Source organism: Desulfosalsimonas sp., from assembly GCF_055149105.1.
The window spans coordinates 36,703-60,541 of record NZ_JBSRLA010000039.1 but is presented as its reverse complement, the minus strand read 5'-3'; the positions used below and the strand labels follow the sequence as shown (position 1 = coordinate 60,541).

Here is a 23,839-nt window from a genome sequence, read left to right as displayed (position 1 = left end):
TGGTTTTTATCATTTGAACATTCGATATTCGTATTTGTTTCGGATTTCGGATTTCGATATTCGGGTTTTGGCTGAACAGGGTTTTCGTTCAGCCACTATATAGTTTGCGATTCCGGGCCCATCGGGCCGGGGTCGGCCGGGTTTTCCGGCAGGATTCAAATTTCTTGACAACATCAGGCGGTTAGGATAATTTTACAGGATTATAACAGGCTTTTCAACAGACAGTAAACTGATTTGGCACTGAATTTTCCAGGGAGGCCCATTATGACCGAGGACAGCCGGAAGGATCCGGAGAAGGAAATCATCGAGCTTTCTGAAATCATTGTGGGCACTTCTGAAGATGATGATGCCATTGTGGAGATGACCGAGGGCCTGCTTGACGAGGCCAGAAACGGAATTTCCGGGGCAACCGGGGATGAGTCCGGCGAATCCCGGCAAATGGATTTGTCCCGGGATTCAGAGTTTGACTTTGATTTGGTTTCGCCTGAAAATGAAATCATTGAGCTTGTGGAGGAAATTGAACCCGGCGCGGATGTAGCGGAGGAAGAAAAGGCCGTTGAAGCCACCGACCCCGGAAGCGCAGAGGAAAACGCCAGTGGCGCTGAAAACGGAAACGATGATATTCTTGAGTTGACCGAAGAGGTGGCGGCGGTTTCCGGGCAACAGCTTGAGCAGGCGCTGGAACGCGTTATCGAAAAGCGCTACGGCGACATGATTGACCGGGTGTTAAAGGAAGTGATCTGGCAGAAAGTTTCCGAGGATATTGAACATCTCAAGCAATACCTGCTGACCCGCAAAACCGAAGACTAACCCGCATTAACCGGGCCCGGAGCCGACCCGGATTGTGCGTTTGCAAACAAAACTTTTGCTGATGGGGATTGGTTCAATCCCCATCTTTTTGTGGATTGGAGTGCAAAAAAAGAAATGTCCGGCAAAGAGATCAACAAGGGCTATGAGCCCGCTGAAGTGGAAAAGCGCTGGTATGCGTACTGGGAGGAAAACGGACTGTTTCAGGCCGATCAAAGCCCGGCAAATGACGCCGAAGCCTTCTCCATTGTCATCCCGCCTCCCAATGTAACGGGCGTGCTGCACATGGGCCATGCCCTTAACACAACCCTCCAGGACATTTTGTGCCGGTATCGGCGGCTGTGCGGAGATAATGTGCTGTGGCTGCCCGGAACCGACCATGCCGGCATTGCCACCCAGAATGTGGTGGAGCGCCAGCTGGCCGCGGACGGGGTTGACCGTCACCAGATGGGACGACAGGACTTTATCCAGGCGGTGTGGCAGTGGCGGCAGAAATACGGCAGCGCCATTATCCGGCAGTTGAAATCCCTGGGCGCCTCGTGCGACTGGAGCCGGGAGCGCTTTACCATGGATGACGGCCTGTCTGCGGCCGTGCGCAAGGTTTTTGTGGAGCTCTACGAGCAGGGCCTGATCTATCAGGGAAATTACATCATCAACTGGTGCCCCCGCTGCAATACAGCCCTGGCCGACATTGAGGTGGAGCATGAAACCCTGGAAGGACATCTCTACCACATCCGGTATCCTTATGAAAACCAAGAGGGCGGACCTGTGGTGGCCACCACCCGCCCGGAGACCATGCTTGGCGATACGGCCGTGGCTGTGCACCCCGACGATGCCCGCTATTCAGACATTTCATCCGATCACGTGATTCTGCCCTTAACCGGCCGCAAAATTCCGATTATCCGTGATGATTACGTGGACATGGAATTCGGCACCGGCGCGCTGAAAATCACCCCCGCCCATGACCCCAACGACTTTGCAGTGGGAGAAAAACACGGCCTGGAATCCGTGAAGGTCATTGATGACAACGGCATCATGAGCGAGGCGGCCGGGGACTTTGCGGGCATGGACCGGTTTGCGTGCCGCAATGCCGTTGTCAGCGCCCTGCAGGAGCAGGGCCTTTTGGTCAAAATCGAAGATTATGAGCACAGCGTGGGCCACTGCTACAGATGCGCCACAGTGGTGGAGCCCAATTTGTCCAGGCAGTGGTTTGTCAAAACCCGCCCCCTGGCCCAAGCCGCAGTAAGTGCGGTCGACCAGGAACACACGCGCATCGTGCCGGAAAAATGGAAAAACGATTATTTTGTGTGGATGGAAAACATCCGGGACTGGTGCATTTCCCGCCAGATCTGGTGGGGCCATCAGATTCCGGCCTGGACATGTTCGGACTGTGAAAAACTGACAGTGGCCACCAAAGCGCCTGACGCATGCCCGCATTGCGGCTCCGGCGCCCTGGTCCAGGACCCGGATGTTTTAGACACCTGGTTTTCCTCCGCGCTCTGGCCCTTTTCCACCATGGGCTGGCCGGAAAAAACCCCTTTGCTGGAAAGATTCTATCCCACCTCTGTGCTGGTCACCGGTTTTGACATCCTGTTTTTCTGGGTGGCCCGGATGATGATGATGGGCATTCACTTCATGGAAAAGGTGCCGTTTTACGATGTCTATGTCCACGCACTGGTGCGGGATGCTGATGGCAAGAAAATGAGCAAGTCCTCCGGCAATGTCATTGATCCCATCAGCGTGATTGAAAACTACGGAACAGATGCCCTGCGCTTCACCCTTGCAGCCTTTGCCGCCCAGGGAAGGGATATCAAGTTGTCTGAAAAGCGCATCGAGGGCTACCGGCATTTTATCAACAAGCTGTGGAACGCGGCCCGGTTTTCCCTGATGCACCTGGAAACCGAGCATCCGGAATTTGCAGAATCCGACCTGTCCCTGGCTGACCGCTGGATTCTTTCCCGGCTCAGGCGCACCACAAAGCTGGTTTCCGACTCCCTGGACAATTATTATTTCAATGAAGGGGCAAACGGGTTGTACCGGTTTGTGTGGCACGAGTTCTGCGACTGGTATCTTGAGGCGGCCAAGCCCGCGCTTTACGGAAAAATTGACGAAAAATCCCAAAATGCGGCCCGGGCGGTTTTATGGCGGGTGCTCCATGACGTGCTGATTCTGCTGCACCCCTTTGTACCGTTTGTCACAGAGGAAATCTGGCACCGTCTGCCCGGCACATCCGGTTCCATCATGCGCGCACCGTTTCCGGGCCGGGATCCGCAATTGCCGGAAATTAACGCTGATGCGGCATCGGAAACCGGAATGGAGCAGATCATGGAAGTCATCACCGCGGTGCGAAACATTCGCGGGGAGATGAACATCTCTCCGTCGGCTTCCTTGTCCGTGCTTGTTCAGGCAGAGGATTCAGCGGTGCGCACAAACCTGGAAAGCCACAAAAACATGATTGTCACCCTGGCGCGGATTGCAGATCTGGAAATCGCTTCTGCAGGTGAAAAACCCAGGGGAACAGCCACGGCCATTGCCAGCTGCGCAGCCGTATCGGTTTACCTGGAAGGGGTGATTGATTTTGCAAAGGAACTGGCACGGCTTGACAAGGAAATCACCAAGCTGGAAAAGGAAATCCAGGGTCTGGACAAAAAATTAAACAACCAGGGGTTTTTGTCCAAGGCACCGGCTGATGTGGTGGAGCAGGTCAGACAGCAGCACGCGGATGCAACCGAGAAAATCCAAAAGCTGCAGGCCAACCGGGAAAAAATCAGGCAGCTTGAATCGGTGCAGACATGACCCGGGTCAATGAAATTTTCTTTTCCCCGCAGGTCTCCCGGTTAATCGATTTGGCCGTGGAAGAAGACATCGGCCACGGGGATATCACCACCAGTGCCCTGGGCCTGTCAGGCCGGCAGGGCAGGGCGTGGATCGAGACCAAAGAGCCAATGGTCATTGCCGGGCTGAGCCTTGTGCCCCGGGTCTATGATCGCGTGGGCGGGCTTGGCGCATTTCAGGCAAAGGCTGAAGACGGGGATTTCATTGATTGTCCCGGCACAGTGGTGGCTGAAATGACCGGCAGCCTGGACACCCTCCTGATTGGCGAGCGCATTGCCTTAAATTTTCTCCAGCGCCTGTGCGGGATTGCCACTCACGTGCGCAGGCATGTGGATACTCTGGGCTCCTCACCCATCCGGCTTACGGATACCCGCAAAACAGTGCCCGGCTGGCGGGTCCTGGAAAAATACGCCGTTCGCGTGGGCGGGGCGTTTAACCACCGTATGGGACTCTATGACGGGGTGCTGATCAAAGACAATCACATTGCCGCGTGCGGCGGTATCACGGCCGCGGTCAATGCCGTCCGGGGGCGGATTTCCCATCTTGTGCGAATAGAGGTGGAAACCGAAACCCTGGCCGAGGTTAAAGAGGCCGTGGATGCCGGGGCGGATGTGATCATGCTCGATAACATGGATGATGCCGCCATTGCAGAGGCTGCGGCACATATTGGCAATGCGGCTGAAATCGAGGTTTCCGGCCGGGTGGATGCCGGGCGCATTGCCCGCCTGGCCGAGCTTGGCGTAAACATTGTTTCCATGGGGGCGCTGACGCATGCCGCCCGGTTTGTGGATCTGAGCATGACCGTCGGGCAATAAGTGACCGACTTATTTTTTCCGGGGCAAAAGCCCGGGCAAGGCCGGCATAAATGATTCCATTGCGCGATACCATACCGGCCAGGCACTATCCCCTGGTCACCCATGTGCTCATTGCCGTCAATGTCCTGGTTTTTTTGTCCCAGATCAGTTACGGACCCCGGGAACTCCAGCAGTTTATCGTCACCTACGGCCTGGTGCCGGCGCGTTATACTTCCGGGGAGATATCGGCGTATTTTACGCCATTTCAGCAGGTCTTTTCCCTGTTTTCGTTCATGTTTCTCCACGGCGGGTTTCTGCACCTGCTGTTTAACATGTGGAGCCTCTATATTTTCGGCGACAACGTGGAGGACCGGCTCGGGTCGTTTTATTTTCTGATTTTTTACGTTGGCTGCGGCCTTGCTTCCGGGTTGTTTCACTTTGCATTAAACGCCCAGTCCACAACCCCGGTTATAGGGGCCAGCGGGGCGATTGCCGGGGTTATGGGAGCCTATTTTCTGCTTTATCCCCATTCCCGGATTCTGACTTTGATCCCGATTTTGTTTATTCCGTTTTTTGTGGAGATACCGGCTTTTTTCTTTCTGGGGCTGTGGTTTCTGATGCAGCTGCTCAATGCCGCCGGCGCCCAGGCCCAGCAGGCGGGCATTGCCTGGTGGGCCCATATTGGCGGGTTTGTCTGCGGAATGATCGCATTGAAACTCTTTCCCCTGCTGCCAGACGGGCGCAGCCAGAGCGGTTTTGGCCGGGGCGGCATCCGGCGGAAAAAAAGTGATCACCTCCAGGTCTTCCGGCCCGGGGGCGGGGGCAGTGATCCGGATTTTCATGAAACCCTCCGGATTACCCCGTATGAAGCCGCTGCCGGGGCCACGAAAAGAATCAACGTTCCCTGGGGGTTTCAAAACCGCATGTACCGGCTCAAAATCCCGCCCGGAACCCGGGACGGAAAAGTGCTGCGGTTAAAAGGCCTGGGCCGGGATGACGGTTCAGGAAACAAGGGGGATTTGTATTTGACCGTTCGCATTGAGCAGCCCTGGTAAAACGCTGCGTCAGGCGGGTCTGTCTTGACAGGCCTGTTTTGAATTGATAGGAGAACACATTTTTCTCCGGGTTTTTTCCCGGAGAGTTTGAATCGTTTTATCCAATTGGAATTATATGAAAAACATTCGCAACTTCAGCATTATCGCCCATATTGACCACGGAAAATCAACCCTTTCCGACCGTCTGATCCAGTCCACCGACATTGTGGCTGAAAGGGATTTCAAGGACCAGATGCTGGACAGCATGGACCTGGAGCGGGAGCGGGGCATTACCATCAAAAGCCAGACCATCTGTCTTCCGTATACCGCAAAAGACGGCCATCTTTATTATCTCAATCTCATTGACACCCCGGGCCATGTGGATTTCTCCTACGAGGTCTCCCGGGCCCTTGCCTCGTGCGAAGGCGCGCTGCTGCTGGTGGATGCCAGCCAGGGGGTTCAGGCCCAGACCATTGCCAACCTTTACCTGGCCCTGGAGCATGACCTGGAAATCATCCCGGTGATCAACAAGATTGATCTGCCTTCGGCTGACATTGAAAAGGTAAAGCTCCAGATTGCAGATGAACTCGGCCTTGATCCGGACACGGCCATCCTGGCTTCGGCCAAGGACTGGATCGGCACCGAAGAGATCCTGGAAGCCATTGTCACCCAGCTGCCTCCGCCCCAGGGAGATCCGGATGCACCTGTCAAGGCCCTGATCTTTGATTCCCATTACGATCCGTTCAGGGGCACTGTGGTGCATTTCCGGATGATCGACGGCACCCTGCGGCCCGGTGACAGGGTTATGTTCATGTCCAACCACGCGGAATACACGGTGGAGGAAACAGGGATTTTCCAGATCAAGCGGGTGCCCCAGAAGTTTATCACCGCAGGCCGGGTGGGCTATATCATTGCCGGGATCAAGACGGTGAGCGACACGCGCACCGGAGATACCATCACATTGAAAAAACGCCCTTGCAGCCGGGCCCTGCCGGGCTTCAAGGAACCCAAGCCCGTGGTGTTTTCATCCATTTACCCGGTGGACACAGACGAGTATCCCGATCTGGCCGCTGCCATGGACAAGCTGAAATTAAACGATGCCTCGCTTGTGTATGAAAAGGATACATCCGCGGCGCTGGGCTTCGGATTCAGGTGCGGATTTCTGGGGCTGCTGCATCTGGAGATCGTCCAGGCGCGCCTGGAGCGGGAATATGATCTTTCCCTGATTATCACCGCGCCCTCGGTGCAGTACGAAATCGGGCTGAATGACGGCACAGTGCTGACAATCGAAAATCCGGCCCTTTATCCGGACCCGGTCAATATTGCCTATATCCGGGAGCCCTACATCCGGGCCTCGATTTTCACGCCGGATACCTACATGGGCCAGATCATGCAGCTTTGCCTGGAACGCCGGGGGATTAACACCAATTACCAGTACTTTGGCAGCAACCGCATGGAAATGGTGTTTGAAATGCCCCTGGCCGAGGTGGTTTATGATTTTTACGACCGGCTCAAAACCGTCACCCAGGGCTATGGCTCATTTGATTATGACATGCTCGATTACCGGGAGTCGGATATCGTGCGTGTGGATATTTTGATCAACAGCGAACGCGTGGATGCCTTGTCCCAGCTGGTGCACAAAGACAAGGCCCCTTTTCGGGCCCGGCAGACCTGTGAGAAGCTAAAAGAGGAAATCCCGCGGCACATGTTTAAAGTCGCCATTCAGGGGGCCATCGGCGGCAAGGTCATTGCCAGGGAAACCATCAACGCCTACCGCAAGGACGTGACCGCCAAGTGCTATGGCGGTGATATTACCCGGAAGCGCAAGTTGCTGGAAAAGCAGAAAAAGGGGAAAAAGCGGATGAAGATGGCCGGGGAGGTGATGATCCCGCAAAGCGCGTTTCTTTCAGTGCTCAAAAGCAAGGAGTAGGATGGATCAGGGGGCGAACAGCAAATCCGCCCCCCGGCAGGGACTTAGCTGACCAGTTCAAACTGATTGAAAAAATAGCTGATTTCAAAGGCCGCGGTTTCGGGTGAATCCGAGCCGTGCACCACGTTTTTTTCAATATCCGTGGCAAAATCCCGGCGGATGGTGCCTTCCTCTGCTTCCTTGAAGTTGGTTGCGCCCATGAGCTTGCGGTTTTTTTCAATCACGTTTTCGCCTTCAAGCACCATGGCCACAACAGGGCCCGAGATCATGAAATCGGTCAGGCTTTCAAAAAACGGCCGCTCCTTGTGGACGGCATAAAAGCCCTGGGCCTGTTTTTTTGTCATCTGCAGCATTTTCATGGCCGCAATCCGTATGCCGTTTGTCTCAAAACGCTTTATGACTTCGCCGATCAGGCATTGGCTGACGCCGTCGGGCTTGATAATAGACAGGGTTTGTTCCATGCTTGTATCCTTTCTTTTTATTGAATCGTGGTTATTGTGTATATGCGGCGCCGGAAAATGGCAGCCGGCTAAAAAACAATCTGCCGTGTTTTCAGGTTTTCGGTGCAATAGCAGATTGGCAAAAGCAAGTCAAAATAAAATTTTTGTTGACAATGACGATATTTGCGGCTAGTTTTTAAAACTTTTAATTTGTATCGTCATAATATGAATCTTTTGGAGGGATAAACATGCTTGAAGTAACGGATGCAGCATACGAGAAGATCTCGGAGTTTTTCAAAGACAAGGACCCCAAGCCCATACGGGTCCTGCTCAACCCAGGCGGGTGAGGGGGGCCGTCTTTGGCCATGGTTCTGGATGAACCAAACGAATCCGATGAAGTTTTTGACGTGAATAATTTTCAGTTCATTGCAAACAAGGACTTCCTGGCCGAAGCCCAGCCCATTAAAGTCGATTTTACCGGGTTCGGCTTTGCCATCAGCTCAAGCATTGATCTGGGGCAGGGGTGTTCAAGCTGCGGGGGAACCTGCTAGATTTGATTTGAACACGGCGTTTGCCGGGTTAACCGGAATACATAAAAAGGCGACACGCAGCCTCAGGCTAGGATTGGCGTGTCGCCTTTTTTAAAACGGGTTTTGGCGCAATGGCCTGCCCAAAGGCTGTGGACTGCATTTCAGCAGGGGCCTGTACAATTAATTGAGCGCTTCTTTCAGGCCTTTTCCCGGAGTGAACTTGGGGACCTTGCGCGCCTTGATATTGATGGCGGCTCCGGTTTGCGGGTTTCTTCCGGTGCGGGCTTCACGTTTGACCGGTTTGAATGTGCCGAATCCGACCAGAGTTACGCTGTCTCCTTTTGACATGGCGTCTGTGATACTCTGGATCACACAATCGACTGCTGCCTGGGCCTCTTTTTTGGTGCTGACGACTTTTGCCACTTCGTTTACTAAATCTGCCTTGTTCACTGCACGACTCCTTTCATTGCTTTTGGGGTGGTTGATATTGAGGGGTTCGTCTGCCTTGATCAATCCGGCAGAAACGATTAAAGGCGATGATTTATGGCGCCCATTGAGGCCAAATACGGGTCAGCAGTCATATTTTTTTTGCAATTCTGTAAAGGCTGTTTTCTTGTAAATCAATTCCTGTGATCTTGTCCTGCGATCTTGATTTCTGATAACAATACTTCTGCAAAACAGCCGTGTCAAGCATGATTTGAAGACTATTCAAAATTCATAGGGGTTTGCCGTGGCCTACCACGGCCCGGCGCCGTAAAAATACCATTGAATGATGCTTTGTCCGAAAAACAGGTAAATAACCGCGCCCACAGACAGAAAGGGGCCGAAAGGCACTGCAAACTTGAGGTTTTTGCCGGCTGCAAGCATCATGGCCACCCCGACGGCTGTTCCGATCAATGATGCCGCAAAAATGGTGAAAAAAACGCCTTTCCAGCCGATAAAGGCCCCGAGCATGGCCAGCAGCTTGATGTCGCCGCCGCCCATGCCTTCCTTGCCGGCAAACAGGTAATAGCCCAGGGCTACGGCATAGAGAATGCCGCCGCCAACCAGTATGCCGATCAATGAATCAAGCCAGGAAAGTTCAGGGAGCAGAAACGAGGCCAGAAACCCGGCGGCAATGCCTGGCAGGCTGATGGAATCCGGGATGATGCGATGATCCAGATCAATCAATGAAATGGTGATCAGCGCGCAGATCAGCAGAAAATATATCAGTGCGGAAACAGACAGTCCGTATTTGAGCATCACAAGTACGGCCATGACGCCGGTTGCCAGTTCCACCAGGGGATAGCGCAGAGAAATGGTTTTGCCGCAGGCCCGGCACCGGCCTTTCAGCAAAACCCAGCTGATAACCGGAATGTTGTCATAAAAGGCAATGGCAGCCAAACAGTCCGGGCACCGGGAGCCCGGCCGAACAATGGACAATCCCCGGGGAATTCGGCTGATGCAGACATTTAAGAAACTGCCGATGCAAAGCCCCATGAAAAATACCAGAAACCGGAAAATCAGATTTGACATGTCTTCAACCCTGTTAAATAATGAATCATACATACAGGCGAAAAATAAAATGGGTTTATTCTTCAGCCCCATATTTCAAAACACTGACGCAGTAAAACCCCAATTATCATATCCCCGGGGGATGCAAAATCGTTTTTTGCCGTCACAAGGCTATTGACTCGGGACCGCGGTTTGATTACAAACGGCGGTCAGGACGGCAAAATTTAAATATTTGACTTTTTTTCAGGAGTAACAATGGCCGAAAGTGATAAGGACGATCTGATTCGACTCATAGATGAAAGCGACGATCGGGAGGTTGAAATCCCGGATCGACTTCCTCTGCTGCCCGTGCGGGACATGGTGATTTTCACGGACATGGTTTTGCCCCTTTATATCGGCCGGGAAAAATCCCTGCGCGCAGTGGAGGCGGCCATGAAAAAGGAGCGGCTGCTTTTTCTGGCCGCGCAAAAGGACCCCATGGCCGAGGATCCGAAATCCAAAGACATTTACCGGGTGGGAACAGTTTGCCGGATTCTGCGCATGATCAAGCTGCCTGACGGGCACTTCAAGGTGCTGATCCACGGCCTTGAAAAGGGCCGGGTCAAACGGTTTGCCAGTAAAAAACAGTTCTACGAGGTGTCATTTGATTTGATCCCGGATGATTCGGCGGATATCTCCGATGTGGAGCATCAGGCTTTGATGCGAAATGTCCGGGAAAACTGTGAAAAAATTCTAAACATCCGGGGCGAGTATACCGGTGAGATCAGCATGCTGCTCGATGAGATCGAAAATCCCGGAAAACTCGCTGACCTGGTTTCCTCCAACCTGAAGCTCAAAACCGAAGAGGCCCAGGGTCTGCTGGAGACCGAAGACCCCGTGGAACGCCTCAAGCAGGTCAACAACTACCTGGCCAAGGAAGTTGAGCTTTCCACGGTCCAGGCCAAGATCCAGTCCCATGTGCGCGATGAAATATCGAAAAATCAGCGGGATTATTTTTTGCGCGAGCAGGTCCGGGCCATTCACAAGGAACTGGGTGAGCAGGATGAGCGCTCCGCTGAAGTCGAGGAGTATCGCAAACGCATCAAAAAAGCCAAAATGCCCAAGGAAGCGGGCAAGGAAGCCGAAAAGCAGCTCAAGCGCCTGGAACAGATGCATCCGGATTCCTCGGAGGCCACCATTGTCCGCACCTATCTGGACTGGCTGGTGGATCTGCCCTGGAGCCGCTCCACAAAGGATGTTATCGACATACCCAAGGCAAAAAGCGTGCTGGACAAAAACCATTATGGGCTTGACCGGGTCAAGGACCGGATTCTGGAATATCTGAGCGTGCGCAAGCTCAATCCCAACAAAAAAGGGCAGATCCTTTGTTTTGTGGGCCCCCCCGGCGTGGGCAAGACCTCGCTTGGCCAGTCCATTGCCGATGCCATGAACCGAAATTTTTTCCGCATGTCTCTTGGCGGCATCAGAGACGAGGCCGAAATCCGGGGACACCGCCGCACCTATATCGGCGCCATGCCGGGCCGGATTCTCCAGGGACTGAAGCACTGCAACAGCAACAATCCGGTTTTCATGATGGATGAAATTGACAAGATCGGCATGGATTTCCGGGGTGATCCGTCCTCGGCCCTGCTCGAGGCCCTGGACCCGGAACAGAACACCAATTTCAGCGATCATTTCGTGAACATGCCCTTTGATTTGTCCAGGGTGCTGTTTATTCTCACGGCCAACATGACCGATACCATCCCCTCGGCCCTGCTCGACCGCATGGAGGTTATTCAGCTGGCCGGCTACACCGAGGAGGAAAAGCAGGTGATTGCCAGAAGGTACCTGCTGCCCAGACAGCTGTCAGACAACGGGCTTAAGCCCAAAGACCTTTCGGTCAGCAATTCGGCCCTGGCGCGCTTGATCACCGAATACACCTCCGAGGCCGGCCTGCGCAACCTGGAGCGGGAACTCGGGGCCTTATGCAGAAAAGTCGCCCGGAAAATGGCAGAGGGCAAAAAAGGCCCGTTTCGCATCACCCGTGGCAGTTTGAACACCTATCTGGGCCCGCCGCGCTACATTCCCGAGCTGGATCAGGACGAAACCCAGGTGGGTCTGGCCACGGGCCTGGCCTGGACCCAGGTGGGCGGGGAGGTGCTTTACGTTGAAGTCTCCCTGCTTGAGGGAAAGGGAGAGCTGATTATCACCGGCCAGCTCGGAGAGGTGATGCAGGAATCAGCCCGGGCCGCGGTCAGCTATGCCCGGGCCCACCAAAAAGAGCTGGGCCTTGAGAAAAACGTGTTTGAGTCCATTGATATCCATATCCATGTGCCGGCCGGGGCCATCCCAAAGGACGGGCCATCTGCTGGCATTGCCATGGCAACGGCACTGATTTCCGCGCTCACCGGACAGCCCGTGGACAAGTGCGTGGCCATGACCGGTGAGATTTCCCTTCGCGGACGTGTGCTCCCCATCGGCGGCCTGCGGGAAAAAGCCATCGGCGCCCTGCGATTTGGCATCAACACCATCATCATCCCGGAGAAAAACAAGCCCGAGCTTTCTGAGATTCCCAAAAACGTGCGCCGAAAGATCAAGTTCATACCGGTCAGCACCCTGGATCAGGCCATAGAGGTGGCCATTGGAAAGGATCTGGCCAAAAAATCCGCTGCTGCGGCCAAAAAGAAGAAAACCCCGGCGCGGTCAACAAAAAAGCCGGCCAAAAAACCGGCCAATGCAGCCGGATAGCCGGGACAAACACACGATGAACCTGTTGGCCGTAGACAGCGCAACACGCACCTGCAGCGTGGCCCTGATGCAGCAGGGGACAATCACGGCCGAATTCGGGGCGGATTTGGACCAGACCCATGCCCGGCACCTGATGCGGCTGATTGACGCTGTTCTGGAACTTTCCGGACAACAGGTCTCTGAACTCGACGCCCTGGCCGTGACAAGCGGACCGGGCAGCTTTACCGGCCTGCGCATTGGCATGGCCACGGTTAAGGGTTTTGCCATGGCATATGGCCGCCCGGTGTGTCCGGTATCGTGTTTGGAGGCCCTGGCATGGCCTTATCTGGGTGTTTCCGGATTGTTTTGTGCCATGCTCGATGCCAGAAAAAAACAGGTTTATGCCCAGGTTTTTAGCCTGGAGCAGGGACGCCTGGAGGAAATTATTCCGGCGCAGGTGGCTGACCCGGACATGGTGATCGATGAAATTTCGGCCCTGGGCCGGCAGCCCTGCTGGTTTGCCGGTTCGGGTGCCGTGCTTTACAATGAGCGCATCATCAGCCGTCTTTCCGGCAGCGCGCGGCTGGCCCCGGGCGTTCAGAACCGGATCCGTGCGGCCGTGGTTGCGGAAATAGCGGGTAAAATGCTGCGCTCCGGTGCGGTCAGTGACGCCGCCGGGGTTGTGCCGCACTATATCCGCCAATCCGATGCAGAGCGAAAGCAGAAAATCCGGGGGAAATAAAGGCTGTTTTGCTCTCCGGGGCTGCAAATCGCTTCTCGGACAAGCATTTGCTGCGCGTTTTTATTGACAGGAATTGTTTCACCGAATACAATATCCGGATTCAAATAACCAGTACCAGTTGATTTGAGAAAGAGGATTGATATGGGGGGTTTTCGATGGGCCGACCCGCAGAGCCGGTCGGCCTTTGCTATTGCCGCACCCGGCTACCCGCTGATTTTTGCGGCCGGTTTTGCCACGCTGATTTTTGCGCTTCTGGAAATTGCGGCACTTGCATTGGCGGGCCTTGCTGTGACGTTTTTCTTCTGCTGGTTTTTTCGGGACCCGGACCGGGCAACCCCTGAGGCGGAAAACGCGGTGATATCCGCGGCCGACGGAAAAGTGGTGTGCGTGCGCCCCCTTGAGTCCAATCCCTTTGGCACGGGCCGGTGCCTGAACATCGGGGTTTTCATGAATGTATTCAACGTGCATGTCAACAGGATTCCGTTTGACGGCACTGTAGCGGCCATCCGCTATGCGCCCGGACGGTTTTACCCGGCTGACAAGGACCGGGCCTGGCGGTTAAACGAGCACAACGCAGTGCTTTTGAAAACAGAAAACGGCCGCGAAATCGCCGTGGTTCAGGTCGCCGGTCTGGTGGCGCGCAGAATTATCTGCACTGTCGCACAGAATCAGAACATGACCGCAGGTCAGCGTTTCGGCATGATCTGTTTTGGCTCCCGGGTGGATTTGTATCTGCCGGAGAATACTGAACCGGCGGTCCGCGTGGGCGACAAGGTCAAGGCGGGCCAGAGCATCATGGGATATATGCAATAACGCATCAGATGACACAGCGCAGCGCATCCTGGAATAACAACCTGCAACCGCGTAACTGCAAGACAAAAAAGAGGACATCAATGGGAAAATCCTATAACATCGCCGTGATACCCGGCGACGGAACCGGACCGGAAGTGGTGGACGAAGGACTGAAAGTGCTTGAGCGGGCGGCACAGAAACACGGATTCTCGTTTCAATTCAAACATTATCCCCTGGGCGGGGAGCATTATATGAAAACCGGTGAAATCCTGCCGGAAAACGTCATTGACGAACTTCGCACCCAGGACGGCATTTTTTTGGGCGCCATCGGCCACCCGGATGTCAAACCCGGGATACTGGAAAAAGGCCTGCTGCTGCAGCTTCGCTTTGAGCTGGACCAATATATCAATCTTCGGCCGGTCAAGCTCTATGAAGGGGTGAGCACACCGTTGAAGGACAAAGGGCCTGCAGATATTGATTTCGTGGTCATCCGGGAAAACAGCGAAGGCCTGTATGCGGGTGCCGGCGGCATTTTAAAGCGGGGCACCCCGGATGAGGTGGCGGTTCAGGAATCGATTAACACGCGCAAAGGGGTTGAGCGCTGCATCCGCTTTGCATTTGAATACTGCCGGAAGCGCAATCAAAAGAAAAAGGTCACCCTGTGCGGCAAAACCAACGTGCTCACCTATGCATTTGATCTGTGGGAGCGCGCATTTTACGAGGTGGCCAAAGAATACCCGGATATTGAAACCGATTATGCGCACGTGGATGCCACCTGCATGTGGATGGTTAAAAATCCCGAGTGGTTTGACGTTATTGTCACGGATAACATGTTCGGCGATATCATCACCGATCTTGGCGCCATGATCCAGGGGGGAATGGGCATTGCCGCAGGCGGCAATTTCAATCCCGAAGGGGTTTCCATGTTTGAGCCCATTGGCGGGTCTGCGCCCAGGTACGCGGGCAAGCAGATCATCAATCCGCTGGCCGCCATCAGTTCTGCCCAGCTGCTGCTCGAAGCTTTGGGAGAGGAAAGAGCGGCAGCAGACGTGGAAGAAGCCGTGAAAAAAGTGCTGAAAGACGATCTTAAAGATGTGGCTGCAGGAAAAATGGGTTACACCACCGCAGAGGTGGGCAGCCTGGTGGCCGATTATATTAAAACCGGATAACAGGGGAAGGATTGTGAGACAGGTACCGATCACCAGACAAGGGTTTGAATCCTTAAAAAAAGAGCTTCACCAGCTTCGCAAAGTTGAACGGCCCGGAAATATCCGCGCAATCGAGGAAGCCCGGGCCCACGGGGATTTATCGGAAAACGCCGAGTTTTCCGCGGCAAAGGAGCGCCAGAGTTTTCTCGACGCCCGGATCAACGAGCTGGAATACAAGCTGGCCAATGCCGAGGTGATCGATCCCGACACCCTGCCAAAGGACAAGGCCGTGTTTGGCTGCACGGTTGTGCTGGAAAACATTGATACCGGCGATGAGGTGAGCTATCAGCTGGTGGGTCCGGAGGAATCCAATATCAAGGAGGGGCGCATCTCGGTTGAATCGCCTCTGGGAAAAGCCATTATCGGCAGAAAGCTCGGGGATGAAATCGTCATCAACGCCCCGGGCGGCCGCAGAAATTACGAACTTGCGGATATTGTTTAAATAAAGGAGGGTTGCACCCATGGCAAGGGTTACTGTGGAAGATTGTCTGAAGCGCATTCCGAACCGTTTTCTGCTGGTGCACACGGCAGCAAAGCGCGTCCGGCAGCTTCGGGAAGGCACCGATCGCCTGATCAAGGCGCCGAGCAACGGAGATATCGTGGCGGCCCTTCGGGAAATTGCGGCCGGAAAAGTATTTGTTACCGAACATGCCGAAGAGACCTTTATCCCGGATGACGTGGAAGTCAATGCGGGTGCCGGTACTGAACCTGAAAATCCGGTGGAATCCGGCCCGGAGCAAGACACCCCGGAACCGGATACTGAAACCGACTGACAGGTTTTTTTAAGCACATGTCGGATTATTCCTACAAAGCCGTCAACCGGGACATGGGTCGGGTGATTCACGACTATGACCTGATCTCAGCCGGAGATCGCATCCTGGTGGGTGTATCCGGGGGCAAGGACAGCCTGAGCCTGCTGTGGATGTTTGCAGAGCGGCTGCGGCGCATTCCCATTGACTACCAGCTGGTGCCCCTGTATGTGGATCCCGGGTTTGACGGCGGTTTTGCTTCAGAGCTCAAGCAGTGGTGCCGCAGGCAGCTTGACCTGGACCTGCTGGTGGAATACACGGATCACGGGATCGTGGCCCACAGCGATGAAAATCTGGAAAACCCGTGTTTTTTGTGCGCCCGCAGGCGGCGGCAGCGGATTTTTGAAAAGGCCGAAGAAACCGGATGCAGCAAAATCGCCCTGGGGCATCACAAGGACGATATCCTGGAGACATTTTTCATCAACATGTGTTATACAGGGGTCATGAGCACCATGCGGCCGGCCCAGCAGATGTTTGACGGCAAATTCACCATCATCCGCCCCCTGGCTTATGTGGATGAAGACCGGCTCCGGCGGTTTGCCGAAGCCATGGATTTTCCGGAGTTTGTCAATCCGTGCCCCTCGGGGGACAGCTCCAAGCGACGGGAAATCAAGGAGATCGTGGCGGGCCTGACCCGCGGCAAAAAGAAGATCAAAAACAACATGTTCAGATCTTTGGGCCACATCAACATGGATTACATGCTCAAACCGGCAGGCCGGCTGCGCTGATGCCCGGACCACCGGAGAAAACAGGGACAACGGTTTGACAAAAATGATCGGCGACGAGACAGAGGCGGAACTGCGGCGGCTCAATATTGAACGAACCATGAAAGACGTTCAGAATGAGCGGGATTACCGCAACATTGCCATCAACAAGGTCGGCATCAAGGGCCTGCGTTATCCCGTGACCGTGCTGGACCGCAACAACGGCCATCAGCACACCGTGGCGTCCATCAACATGTACGTGGATTTGCCCCATGAGTGCAAGGGAACCCACATGAGCCGGTTTGTGGAACTGCTTCACCTGTTCCGGCCCAAGCTTTCCTTAAAAACCTTCTCGGATATCCTCAACCAGATGAAGGCTCATCTCAACGCGGAATCCGCCCACATCGAGGTCACTTTCCCGTTTTTTATTGAAAAGCAGGCCCCGGTCACCGGATCGCCCGGACTCATGGACTATACCTGCCGGTTTATTGGTTCGGTTAATTCCAAATCCAGCGTGGATTTGGTTTCAGAGGTCGTGGTCCCCATCTCCTCGGTCTGTCCCTGTTCCAAGGAAATCAGTGACCACGGCGCCCACAATCAGCGGGGCAAGGTATATCTGAGCACCCGGTTTAAAAAATTTATCTGGATTGAGGACATGGTTGCGCTTGTGGAGCGCACTGCCTCCTGCGATGTGTATTCGGTGCTCAAGCGCTCGGATGAAAAACATGTGACTGAAAAGGGCTTTTCCAACCCCAAGTTTGTGGAAGACATTGTCCGCGATATTGCCCTGGCGTTAAAAGCGGACAAAAACATTACCTGGTTTGCCGTGGGTGTGGAAAACTACGAGTCCATTCACAACCACAACGCCTATGCCTGCATTACAAGCGGGCAGGAACCGTCTCTGCTGTAAAAAAAGCGGCACTCCAGCTCCTGGCGCAAAATCTGTTTTTCCGTTTTCAACTTCAGCCCTGTCAGTTATTCCGGATGCAGCCGGCAATGGTTTCTGCTATGGGAGCGGCCAGTTTTTCCGGGGTGTTGATCAGCACGGCAAAGCCGTATAGTCCGTCCTTGTGGGAAACAAATCCCACCCGGGTCTGGATGCCGCTCAATGTTCCGGTCTTATAGAAAATGCCGTTTTTCTCCGTTAACAGGTCATGATACGGGGCAAAGGCGCAGAGCACCGGGCCGAACATGTTTGCGCTGATCCGGTTTTTCCTGGAAATGCCCGAACCTTCGACAATTTGCGGGGAAATGCCCAGCTTTTGGGCGGCAAAATCGGAAAGCACGGCCACGCCTTTTTCCAGTGTGGCCGGCGGCCCGGATTTTTCCGCCCCCAATGCCAGCAAAACCTGGTTGGTCATGAAATTGTTGGAATAGGCCATGATCTGCGAGACAACCGCTGTGAGTGCAAAGGCCGATTTGTGGCGGTATACGAGTTGGCCGGCGTCCGTATTGGCTTTTGCCGCGCGGATTTCTCCGCTCGGGCCAATTCCGTGTTTGGAAAGAAAATGGGCAAACAACTGGCCGGCGTAGATCAGGTTGTCCTGGTTTGCCGAAGACAAAAGAACCCGGCCCGACTTGGGCCGCACTTGGTTTAGCCGCTTTTTGGCAACAGGCAGAAGCGGGGTCTGGGGCTCTGCGCTGACCCAGGTATTGTTGCGCCGTTTTGCGGCCACGGTGTTGAAGTTCACACACAATGCCCCGGCCGGCGCATCATAGGGCTGCAGGGAGCGCGCCCGGGTGCCGGGAATGTCGATTTCGGGATCCGCCCATGTGTCATCCAGAATCAGATGCCGTACCTGCGCAATCCGGCCGGCCAGAATTTTGGCGATTTCTGCCACCTGTTCGCTGATCAGCAAAGGATCGCCATATCCCTTGATGATCAGGTCGTTTTTGTCATTGAGATAAAACCGGGTTTCAAAACGGAAATCAGGACCCAGGCGCTCAAGGGCGCACAGGGCGGTGAGGACCTTGAGCGTGGATGCCGGGATTTGCATCTGATCGGCGTTTTTGGAGTACATGACCCGGCAGTCCGGGGCGAATACAGCGGCTGCATCATCCGGGCCGATCATCTGATCCACGTCCTGCCAGGGGCCGGCCGCGGCTGCTGTTGCCAGCAGCAAAACCAAAAAACAGCAGATCCATGAAGTCAAAGCCGTTATGCGCACGGAAGCTGTATCTTTGGGTCTCATGATCCGGGCCTGCTTTCCACGGTCAAGGTCACCGGGCCGTCATTGACCAGGCTGACATCCATCATGGCCTGAAATTGTCCGGTCTGCACATCAATGCCTTTTTGGCGCACATGTTCGGCAAATTCCAGGTAAAAGGATTCGGCCTTCTGTGGATCTGCGGCATGGACAAATGAGGGCCTGCGCCCCTTGCGGCAGTCGCCCAGAAGGGTGAACTGGGAGACCACCAGCATCTGACCGCCCGTGTCGGCCAGGGATTTGTTCATCTTGCCCTGATCGTCTGCAAATATGCGCAGGTTGACGACCTTGTCGGCCACATGGGAAATGTCTTTGGGTTCATCGGTGTCGGCCACGCCCAGCAGCACCAGCAGGCCTGCGTCAATGGCACTGATTTGTGTGCCGTCAACAGAAACGGAAGCGTTTTTTACCCGCTGGAGTACAGCAATCATTGTCTTCTCCGGTTATTCTCCGAATATTTTCCGTTTTTGCCGTTTTTGCGGCCATGGTTTTCCAGGGCAGGCCATGTTTTCTTTTTTGGTATAAGCTGCGGGTTTTGATCCTGTCAAGCAAAACACCCGCGCACAGTGTCAAAGTCCTTGACATATTCCATGGCCTTGACATAAATTTAAAAGCTTTTGAGTCGGTTAATGCCCATGCAAACAGATCCCAAGAATACAAGGTGGCTGATATGGATTATAAAAAAACACTGAACCTGCCCAAGACCGGTTTTCCCATGAAGGCCAACCTGGCCAACCGGGAACCGGAACAGCTCAAAAAATGGGAAGCGTTAAACCTCTATGACATGATCCGCAAGGATTCGGCTACCCGCAGGCCTTTTATTCTTCATGACGGCCCTCCTTATGCCAACGGCAATATTCATATCGGCACGGCCTTAAACAAGATTTTAAAAGACATTGTTGTTCGCTCCATGCAGATGACCGGCTACAACGCCGAATACGTGCCCGGCTGGGACTGCCACGGCCTGCCCATTGAGCACAACGTGGACAAGGCCCTGGGGCCGAAGAAAAAAAACATGTCCGCTGCTGAAATCCGCCAGGAATGCCGCAAATATGCGGAGAAATACATTGATATCCAGCGAAACGAATTCAAGCGCCTGGGCGTGATGGGCCAGTGGGATGACCCGTATCTGACCATGAGCTATGCCTATGAGGCCGAGATTGCCCGCCAGTGCGGTGAATTTGCCCTCCAGGGCAGCCTGTTTCGCTCCAAAAAGCCCATTTACTGGTGCTCGTCATGTAAAACCGCCCTGGCGGAAGCCGAAATCGAGTATGCCAACGAGGCCTCGCCGTCCATCTATGTCCGGTTTCCACTGGCAGAAGATCCCGCACAGATCGATCCGGCCCTGGCTGGAAAAGACGTGTCCCTGGTGATCTGGACCACCACGCCCTGGACCCTGCCGGCCAACCTGGCCGTGGCCCTTCACCCGGATTTTGCCTATTGCGCGGTGGAAACACCCGATAACGGGGTTCTGATCCTGGCCCGGGACCTGGTGGAGACCTGCATGCAGGTATTTGGGATCACCGATTATCAGACCATAGCAAAGATCAATCCCGCGGATCTGGAAAAGCGCAAATGCCGGCACCCGTTTATGGACCAAACCTCGCTGATTGTTTTGGCCGGCCATGTGACGCTGGAAGCCGGCACCGGTTGCGTGCACACGGCCCCTGGCCACGGCCGGGAGGACTATGAGGTGGGCCTTTCCTACGGTCTGGAAGCGTATTCCCCGGTGGATGACAGCGGCCGGATCACCGAAGATATCCCGGAGTTTTCCGGTCAGTTCGTGTTTGAGGCGGATTCCGGCATCATTGAACGGCTCCGGGCAGATGGAATGCTTTTGGCCAAACAAAACATGACCCATTCTTATCCCCATTGCTGGCGGTGCAAAAAACCGGTGATCTTCCGGGCCACGCCCCAGTGGTTTATTTCCATGGACCGCACCGGCCTGCGGCAAAAAGCCCTGCAAGCCATTGACACGGTGAAATGGATTCCGGCCTGGGGTCGGGAGCGCATTTATTCCATGATCGCCAACCGGCCGGATTGGTGCGTATCCCGCCAGCGCTCCTGGGGGGTGCCCATTGCCGTTTTTTACTGCGCCCAATGCGGCGAGCTCATGATCAGTCGGGAGGTGGTGGACCGGGTGTATGCGGCATTTCTGGAAAACGGGGCAGACATCTGGTTTCAAGAGGATGCCGCTTATTTTCTGCCGCAAAACACTTGTTGTGAAAAATGCGGGCACACGGAGTTTGACAAGGAAACCGATATCTTAGATGTTTGGTTTGACTCCGGGGTCAGTCACGCTGCGGTCCTGGATGCCAGAGACAACCTGACCTGGCCGGCCGATCTTTACCTGGAAGGCTCAGACCAGCACCGGGGCTGGTTTCACAGCTCTCTTCTCACAGCAGTGGGGTTAAAGGACAAAGCCCCTTACCGCTCGGTTCTCACCCACGGGTTTGTGGTCGACGGGGAGGGCAGAAAGATGTCAAAGTCCGTGGGCAACGTGATTGCCCCCAAAAAGGTGATTGACAAATACGGGGCGGAGATCCTGCGGCTATGGGTGGCGGCCTCGGATTACAAGGATGATATCCGGATATCGGACAATATCTTAAAGCAGCTAAGCGACGCCTACCGCCGGATTCGTAACACCTGCCGGTTCATGCTGGGCAACCTCTATGATTTTGATCCGGAAAAAGACCGGGTCGGCTACGGGCAGATGCCGGACATGGACCGCTACATGCTCCACCGTCTGCAGAATCTGGCGGGCAAATGCACGGCAGCCTATGAAAAATATGACTATCACGTGGTCTACCATTCCCTGTACAATTACTGCACCATTGATCTGTCCTCGGTGTATCTCGATATTTTAAAAGATCGTCTCTACACGTCCCCGGACCAATCCCGGGCCCGGCGATCGGCACAGACGGTGATGTTTCACACACTTTCGGCCCTTGTCCGGATCATGGCCCCGGTGCTGCCCTTTACAGCAGAGGAGATCTGGTCGTATGCCCCGGACTGGCACGGCAAGCAGTCCAGTGTGCATCTGGCCGTGTTTCCGGAAATCCGCCCGGATTTCACGGATGCGGACCTGGCGGCCCGGTGGGAGAAACTCCTTGAGATCCGCGGGGAGGCCACCCGGGTCATGGAGGCGGCCCGGGCGAAAAAAATCATTGGCCATTCACTGGATGCGCACTTGACCATTGCCGCGGCCTCAACGCTTTATGAACTGCTGGCATCCTACAAACAGGATCTGCGCGGCTTCTTTATTGTCTCTGCTGTGGATCTCGTGGCTCTGGAAGAGGCGGATGCCGATTTTGAGCAAACCGCCATGGAGCGCATCAAGATCCGGGTTCAGCCCGCTGATGCGGAAAAATGCCAGCGCTGCTGGGTCCATGACCCAACCGTGGGACACGATTCGGATCAGCCGGGCATCTGCCGCAGATGCGCCTCGGCCCTGGCCGAATCCGCCGCACAGGAGAACTCTTGAATCCCGGGGCAAAAAGACACGGGCTGTTTGCGGCATTGGCCGCTTTTGTGATTGCAGCCGATCAGGCATCCAAATTCGCTGTTGTCAGCCTGGTGCCCTTGTACGAACGCATCCCAGTGGTGCCCGGATTTTTCAATATCGTGCATTACCGCAACCCCGGAGGCGCATTCGGGCTGTTTTCAGACAATGCCGGGCTGTGGATGGCAGGGATTTTCATCCTGGTCACACTGGCGGCCCTGGGTTTGATCATTTATCTTTATGTTCAAACCCCGCCGGAGCAGCCGGTACTGGCAGCCGGCCTGAGCCTGGTGCTGGCCGGAGCTGTGGGCAATCTCATTGACAGGCTCAGATACGGCCAGGTCATTGATTTTCTCGATGTTTATGTGCGGACCTGGCACTGGCCGGCCTTTAACGTGGCAGACAGCGCCATTACCATCGGCATGATCATTTTTGCCTGGCATGTATTTTTCAAAAAAACATTTTAATCAAATAATATTTGATTTCAATATGTTAGAATACAGAAATTAAAGTTTTTTCTCAAGGATAAATATGTTTCCGGTATTGTTTGAAATCGGGCCTGTGACCGTTTATACGTATGGTTTTTTTGTCGCTGCAGGCGCACTGGCCGCAATTGTGTTTGCCCGCAGCCAGGCCCGGCGCTGGGGGATTGATCCGGACCGGATCACGGATCTGTGCTTTTTTTTGGTCATTGCTGCAATTGTGGGCTCCAGGCTTTTTTACGTGGCCATCAACGGGGATTATTTCATTGCCAATCCCCTGGAGGTGTTTAAGATCTGGAGTGGCGGACTGGTGTTTTACGGCGGGTTTGTCGCAGCCTTGATGACGGCTGTGATTTTTATCCGCACCCACAGCCTGCCGTTTGGGCTGACCGCAGATATTGCCGCCATGGCCGTGCCCCTGGGTCATGCCTTTGGCCGGCTGGGCTGCTTTTTTGCCGGATGCTGCCACGGCAGCCAATGTGATCTGCCCTGGGCGGTGACATTTCACGATGCTCACTCCCTGGCGCCCTTAAACACGCCAGTACATCCAACCCAGTTGTATTCGGCCGCGGCCAATCTGGCCATATTCGGTCTGCTGTTGCTGCTTCGCTCCAAAAGGCGTTTTGAAGGCCAGTTGTTTTTGTACTATGTCCTGTTCTACGGCATTGCCCGCTCATTTATTGAAATTTTCCGGGGCGATGACCGGGGCGCGTTTCTGGCCGGCGTGCTTTCTGTATCCCAGGTGATGGGATTGTCTGCTGCGGCTGCAGCACTTGTTTTGATGATCTGGATGCTGCAAAAACAAGGCAAATAAAGAGAGCCG

The 23,839-nt window shown here is 54.6% G+C and carries 22 protein-coding genes; 17 read left to right on the top strand and 5 right to left on the bottom strand.

The genetic code is table 11. The features are described from left to right. The first annotated feature begins 264 nt into the window (after nt 1–264). The 5 genes from ACTCIA_RS10605 to lepA all read left to right on the top strand — a co-directional run bounded on the left by ACTCIA_RS10605 (nt 265) and on the right by lepA (nt 7,400). Nucleotides 265–810 carry a hypothetical protein gene (locus ACTCIA_RS10605; RefSeq protein ID WP_463001789.1) on the top strand — a complete coding sequence of 182 codons (546 nt, stop codon included), beginning with the start codon at nt 265–267 and terminating at the stop codon, nt 808–810. A 114-nt stretch (nt 811–924) separates the two neighbouring features. Then, on the top strand, nt 925–3,603 hold the full coding sequence (locus ACTCIA_RS10600) for a valine--tRNA ligase (protein ID WP_463001788.1): 2,679 nt from the start codon (nt 925–927) through the stop codon (nt 3,601–3,603). Continuing rightward, nucleotides 3,600–4,457: a carboxylating nicotinate-nucleotide diphosphorylase gene (gene nadC / locus ACTCIA_RS10595; RefSeq protein WP_463001787.1), complete on the top strand. Its 858-nt coding sequence runs from the start codon at nt 3,600–3,602 to the stop codon at nt 4,455–4,457. Before ACTCIA_RS10600 ends, nadC begins: the two co-directional genes overlap by 4 nt. A 50-nt stretch (nt 4,458–4,507) precedes the next feature. After that, nucleotides 4,508–5,491 carry a rhomboid family intramembrane serine protease gene (locus tag ACTCIA_RS10590; RefSeq protein WP_463001786.1) on the top strand — a complete coding sequence of 328 codons (984 nt, stop codon included), beginning with the start codon at nt 4,508–4,510 and terminating at the stop codon, nt 5,489–5,491. 115 nt (nt 5,492–5,606) lie between these two features. Then, nucleotides 5,607–7,400, top strand: coding sequence for a translation elongation factor 4 (gene lepA, locus ACTCIA_RS10585; RefSeq protein WP_463001785.1), 1,794 nt, complete (start codon nt 5,607–5,609; stop codon nt 7,398–7,400). A 44-nt stretch (nt 7,401–7,444) separates the two neighbouring features. Here lepA and ndk read toward each other — a convergent pair whose 3' ends face one another. Next, the gene (gene ndk, locus ACTCIA_RS10580; protein ID WP_463001784.1) at nt 7,445–7,861 is read right to left on the bottom strand and encodes a nucleoside-diphosphate kinase; all 417 of its coding nucleotides are present in this window, start codon (nt 7,859–7,861) and stop codon (nt 7,445–7,447) included. Between the two features lie 344 nt (nt 7,862–8,205). Here ndk and ACTCIA_RS10575 point away from each other — a divergent pair, with 344 nt between their 5' ends. After that, complete coding sequence (locus ACTCIA_RS10575; protein WP_463001783.1) at nt 8,206–8,391, top strand: hypothetical protein; 186 nt, start codon at nt 8,206–8,208, stop codon at nt 8,389–8,391. A 159-nt stretch (nt 8,392–8,550) separates the two neighbouring features. On the opposite strand, the gene ACTCIA_RS10570 is transcribed toward ACTCIA_RS10575, so the two are convergent. Both ACTCIA_RS10570 and ACTCIA_RS10565 read right to left on the bottom strand, forming a co-directional pair. Continuing rightward, nucleotides 8,551–8,820, bottom strand: coding sequence for an HU family DNA-binding protein (locus tag ACTCIA_RS10570; protein WP_463001782.1), 270 nt, complete (start codon nt 8,818–8,820; stop codon nt 8,551–8,553). A 285-nt stretch (nt 8,821–9,105) separates the two neighbouring features. Beyond that, the gene (locus ACTCIA_RS10565) at nt 9,106–9,885 is read right to left on the bottom strand and encodes a prepilin peptidase (protein WP_463001781.1); all 780 of its coding nucleotides are present in this window, start codon (nt 9,883–9,885) and stop codon (nt 9,106–9,108) included. Between the two features lie 234 nt (nt 9,886–10,119). Between ACTCIA_RS10565 and lon the strand changes: the two genes are divergently transcribed. The 8 genes from lon to folE2 all read left to right on the top strand — a co-directional run bounded on the left by lon (nt 10,120) and on the right by folE2 (nt 17,735). Beyond that, entirely contained in the window at nt 10,120–12,591 is a 2,472-nt protein-coding gene (gene lon / locus ACTCIA_RS10560) for an endopeptidase La (RefSeq protein WP_463001780.1), read from the top strand. A 16-nt stretch (nt 12,592–12,607) separates the two neighbouring features. Continuing rightward, the gene (tsaB, locus tag ACTCIA_RS10555) at nt 12,608–13,312 is read left to right on the top strand and encodes a tRNA (adenosine(37)-N6)-threonylcarbamoyltransferase complex dimerization subunit type 1 TsaB (RefSeq protein ID WP_463001779.1); all 705 of its coding nucleotides are present in this window, start codon (nt 12,608–12,610) and stop codon (nt 13,310–13,312) included. A gap of 141 nt (nt 13,313–13,453) precedes the next feature. After that, nucleotides 13,454–14,125 (top strand): phosphatidylserine decarboxylase family protein, encoded by a 672-nt coding sequence (locus ACTCIA_RS10550; RefSeq protein ID WP_463001778.1) that lies wholly within the window; start codon nt 13,454–13,456, stop codon nt 14,123–14,125. Nucleotides 14,126–14,205: 80 nt separating this feature from the next. Then, nucleotides 14,206–15,273, top strand: a complete 1,068-nt coding sequence (locus tag ACTCIA_RS10545; protein ID WP_463001777.1) for a 3-isopropylmalate dehydrogenase — start codon at nt 14,206–14,208, stop codon at nt 15,271–15,273. Between the two features lie 13 nt (nt 15,274–15,286). Further along, nucleotides 15,287–15,754, top strand: a complete 468-nt coding sequence (gene greA / locus ACTCIA_RS10540; protein ID WP_410270118.1) for a transcription elongation factor GreA — start codon at nt 15,287–15,289, stop codon at nt 15,752–15,754. A gap of 19 nt (nt 15,755–15,773) precedes the next feature. Then, nucleotides 15,774–16,085, top strand: a complete 312-nt coding sequence (gene rpoZ, locus ACTCIA_RS10535; protein WP_463001776.1) for a DNA-directed RNA polymerase subunit omega — start codon at nt 15,774–15,776, stop codon at nt 16,083–16,085. A 17-nt stretch (nt 16,086–16,102) separates the two neighbouring features. After that, nucleotides 16,103–16,849, top strand: coding sequence for a tRNA lysidine(34) synthetase (locus tag ACTCIA_RS10530; protein WP_463001775.1), 747 nt, complete (start codon nt 16,103–16,105; stop codon nt 16,847–16,849). 97 nt (nt 16,850–16,946) lie between these two features. Further along, nucleotides 16,947–17,735, top strand: coding sequence for a GTP cyclohydrolase FolE2 (gene folE2 / locus ACTCIA_RS10525; RefSeq protein WP_463001791.1), 789 nt, complete (start codon nt 16,947–16,949; stop codon nt 17,733–17,735). A gap of 61 nt (nt 17,736–17,796) precedes the next feature. Here folE2 and ACTCIA_RS10520 read toward each other — a convergent pair whose 3' ends face one another. Together ACTCIA_RS10520 and dtd are read right to left on the bottom strand one after the other, a co-directional pair. Further along, on the bottom strand, nt 17,797–19,017 hold the full coding sequence (locus tag ACTCIA_RS10520; protein ID WP_463001774.1) for a D-alanyl-D-alanine carboxypeptidase/D-alanyl-D-alanine-endopeptidase: 1,221 nt from the start codon (nt 19,015–19,017) through the stop codon (nt 17,797–17,799). Beyond that, nucleotides 19,014–19,463: a D-aminoacyl-tRNA deacylase gene (dtd, locus tag ACTCIA_RS10515; RefSeq protein ID WP_463001773.1), complete on the bottom strand. Its 450-nt coding sequence runs from the start codon at nt 19,461–19,463 to the stop codon at nt 19,014–19,016. Before dtd ends, ACTCIA_RS10520 begins: the two co-directional genes overlap by 4 nt. Before the next feature lie 239 nt (nt 19,464–19,702). Between dtd and ileS the strand changes: the two genes are divergently transcribed. From ileS to lgt, 3 genes are all read left to right on the top strand, one after another. Beyond that, nucleotides 19,703–22,516, top strand: coding sequence for an isoleucine--tRNA ligase (ileS, locus tag ACTCIA_RS10510; RefSeq protein ID WP_463001772.1), 2,814 nt, complete (start codon nt 19,703–19,705; stop codon nt 22,514–22,516). Next, nucleotides 22,513–23,001, top strand: coding sequence for a signal peptidase II (gene lspA / locus ACTCIA_RS10505; RefSeq protein ID WP_463001771.1), 489 nt, complete (start codon nt 22,513–22,515; stop codon nt 22,999–23,001). The genes ileS and lspA overlap by 4 nt, the downstream gene beginning before the upstream one ends. Before the next feature lie 64 nt (nt 23,002–23,065). Continuing rightward, entirely contained in the window at nt 23,066–23,830 is a 765-nt protein-coding gene (gene lgt, locus ACTCIA_RS10500) for a prolipoprotein diacylglyceryl transferase (RefSeq protein WP_463001770.1), read from the top strand. Nucleotides 23,831–23,839 lie beyond the last annotated feature (9 nt).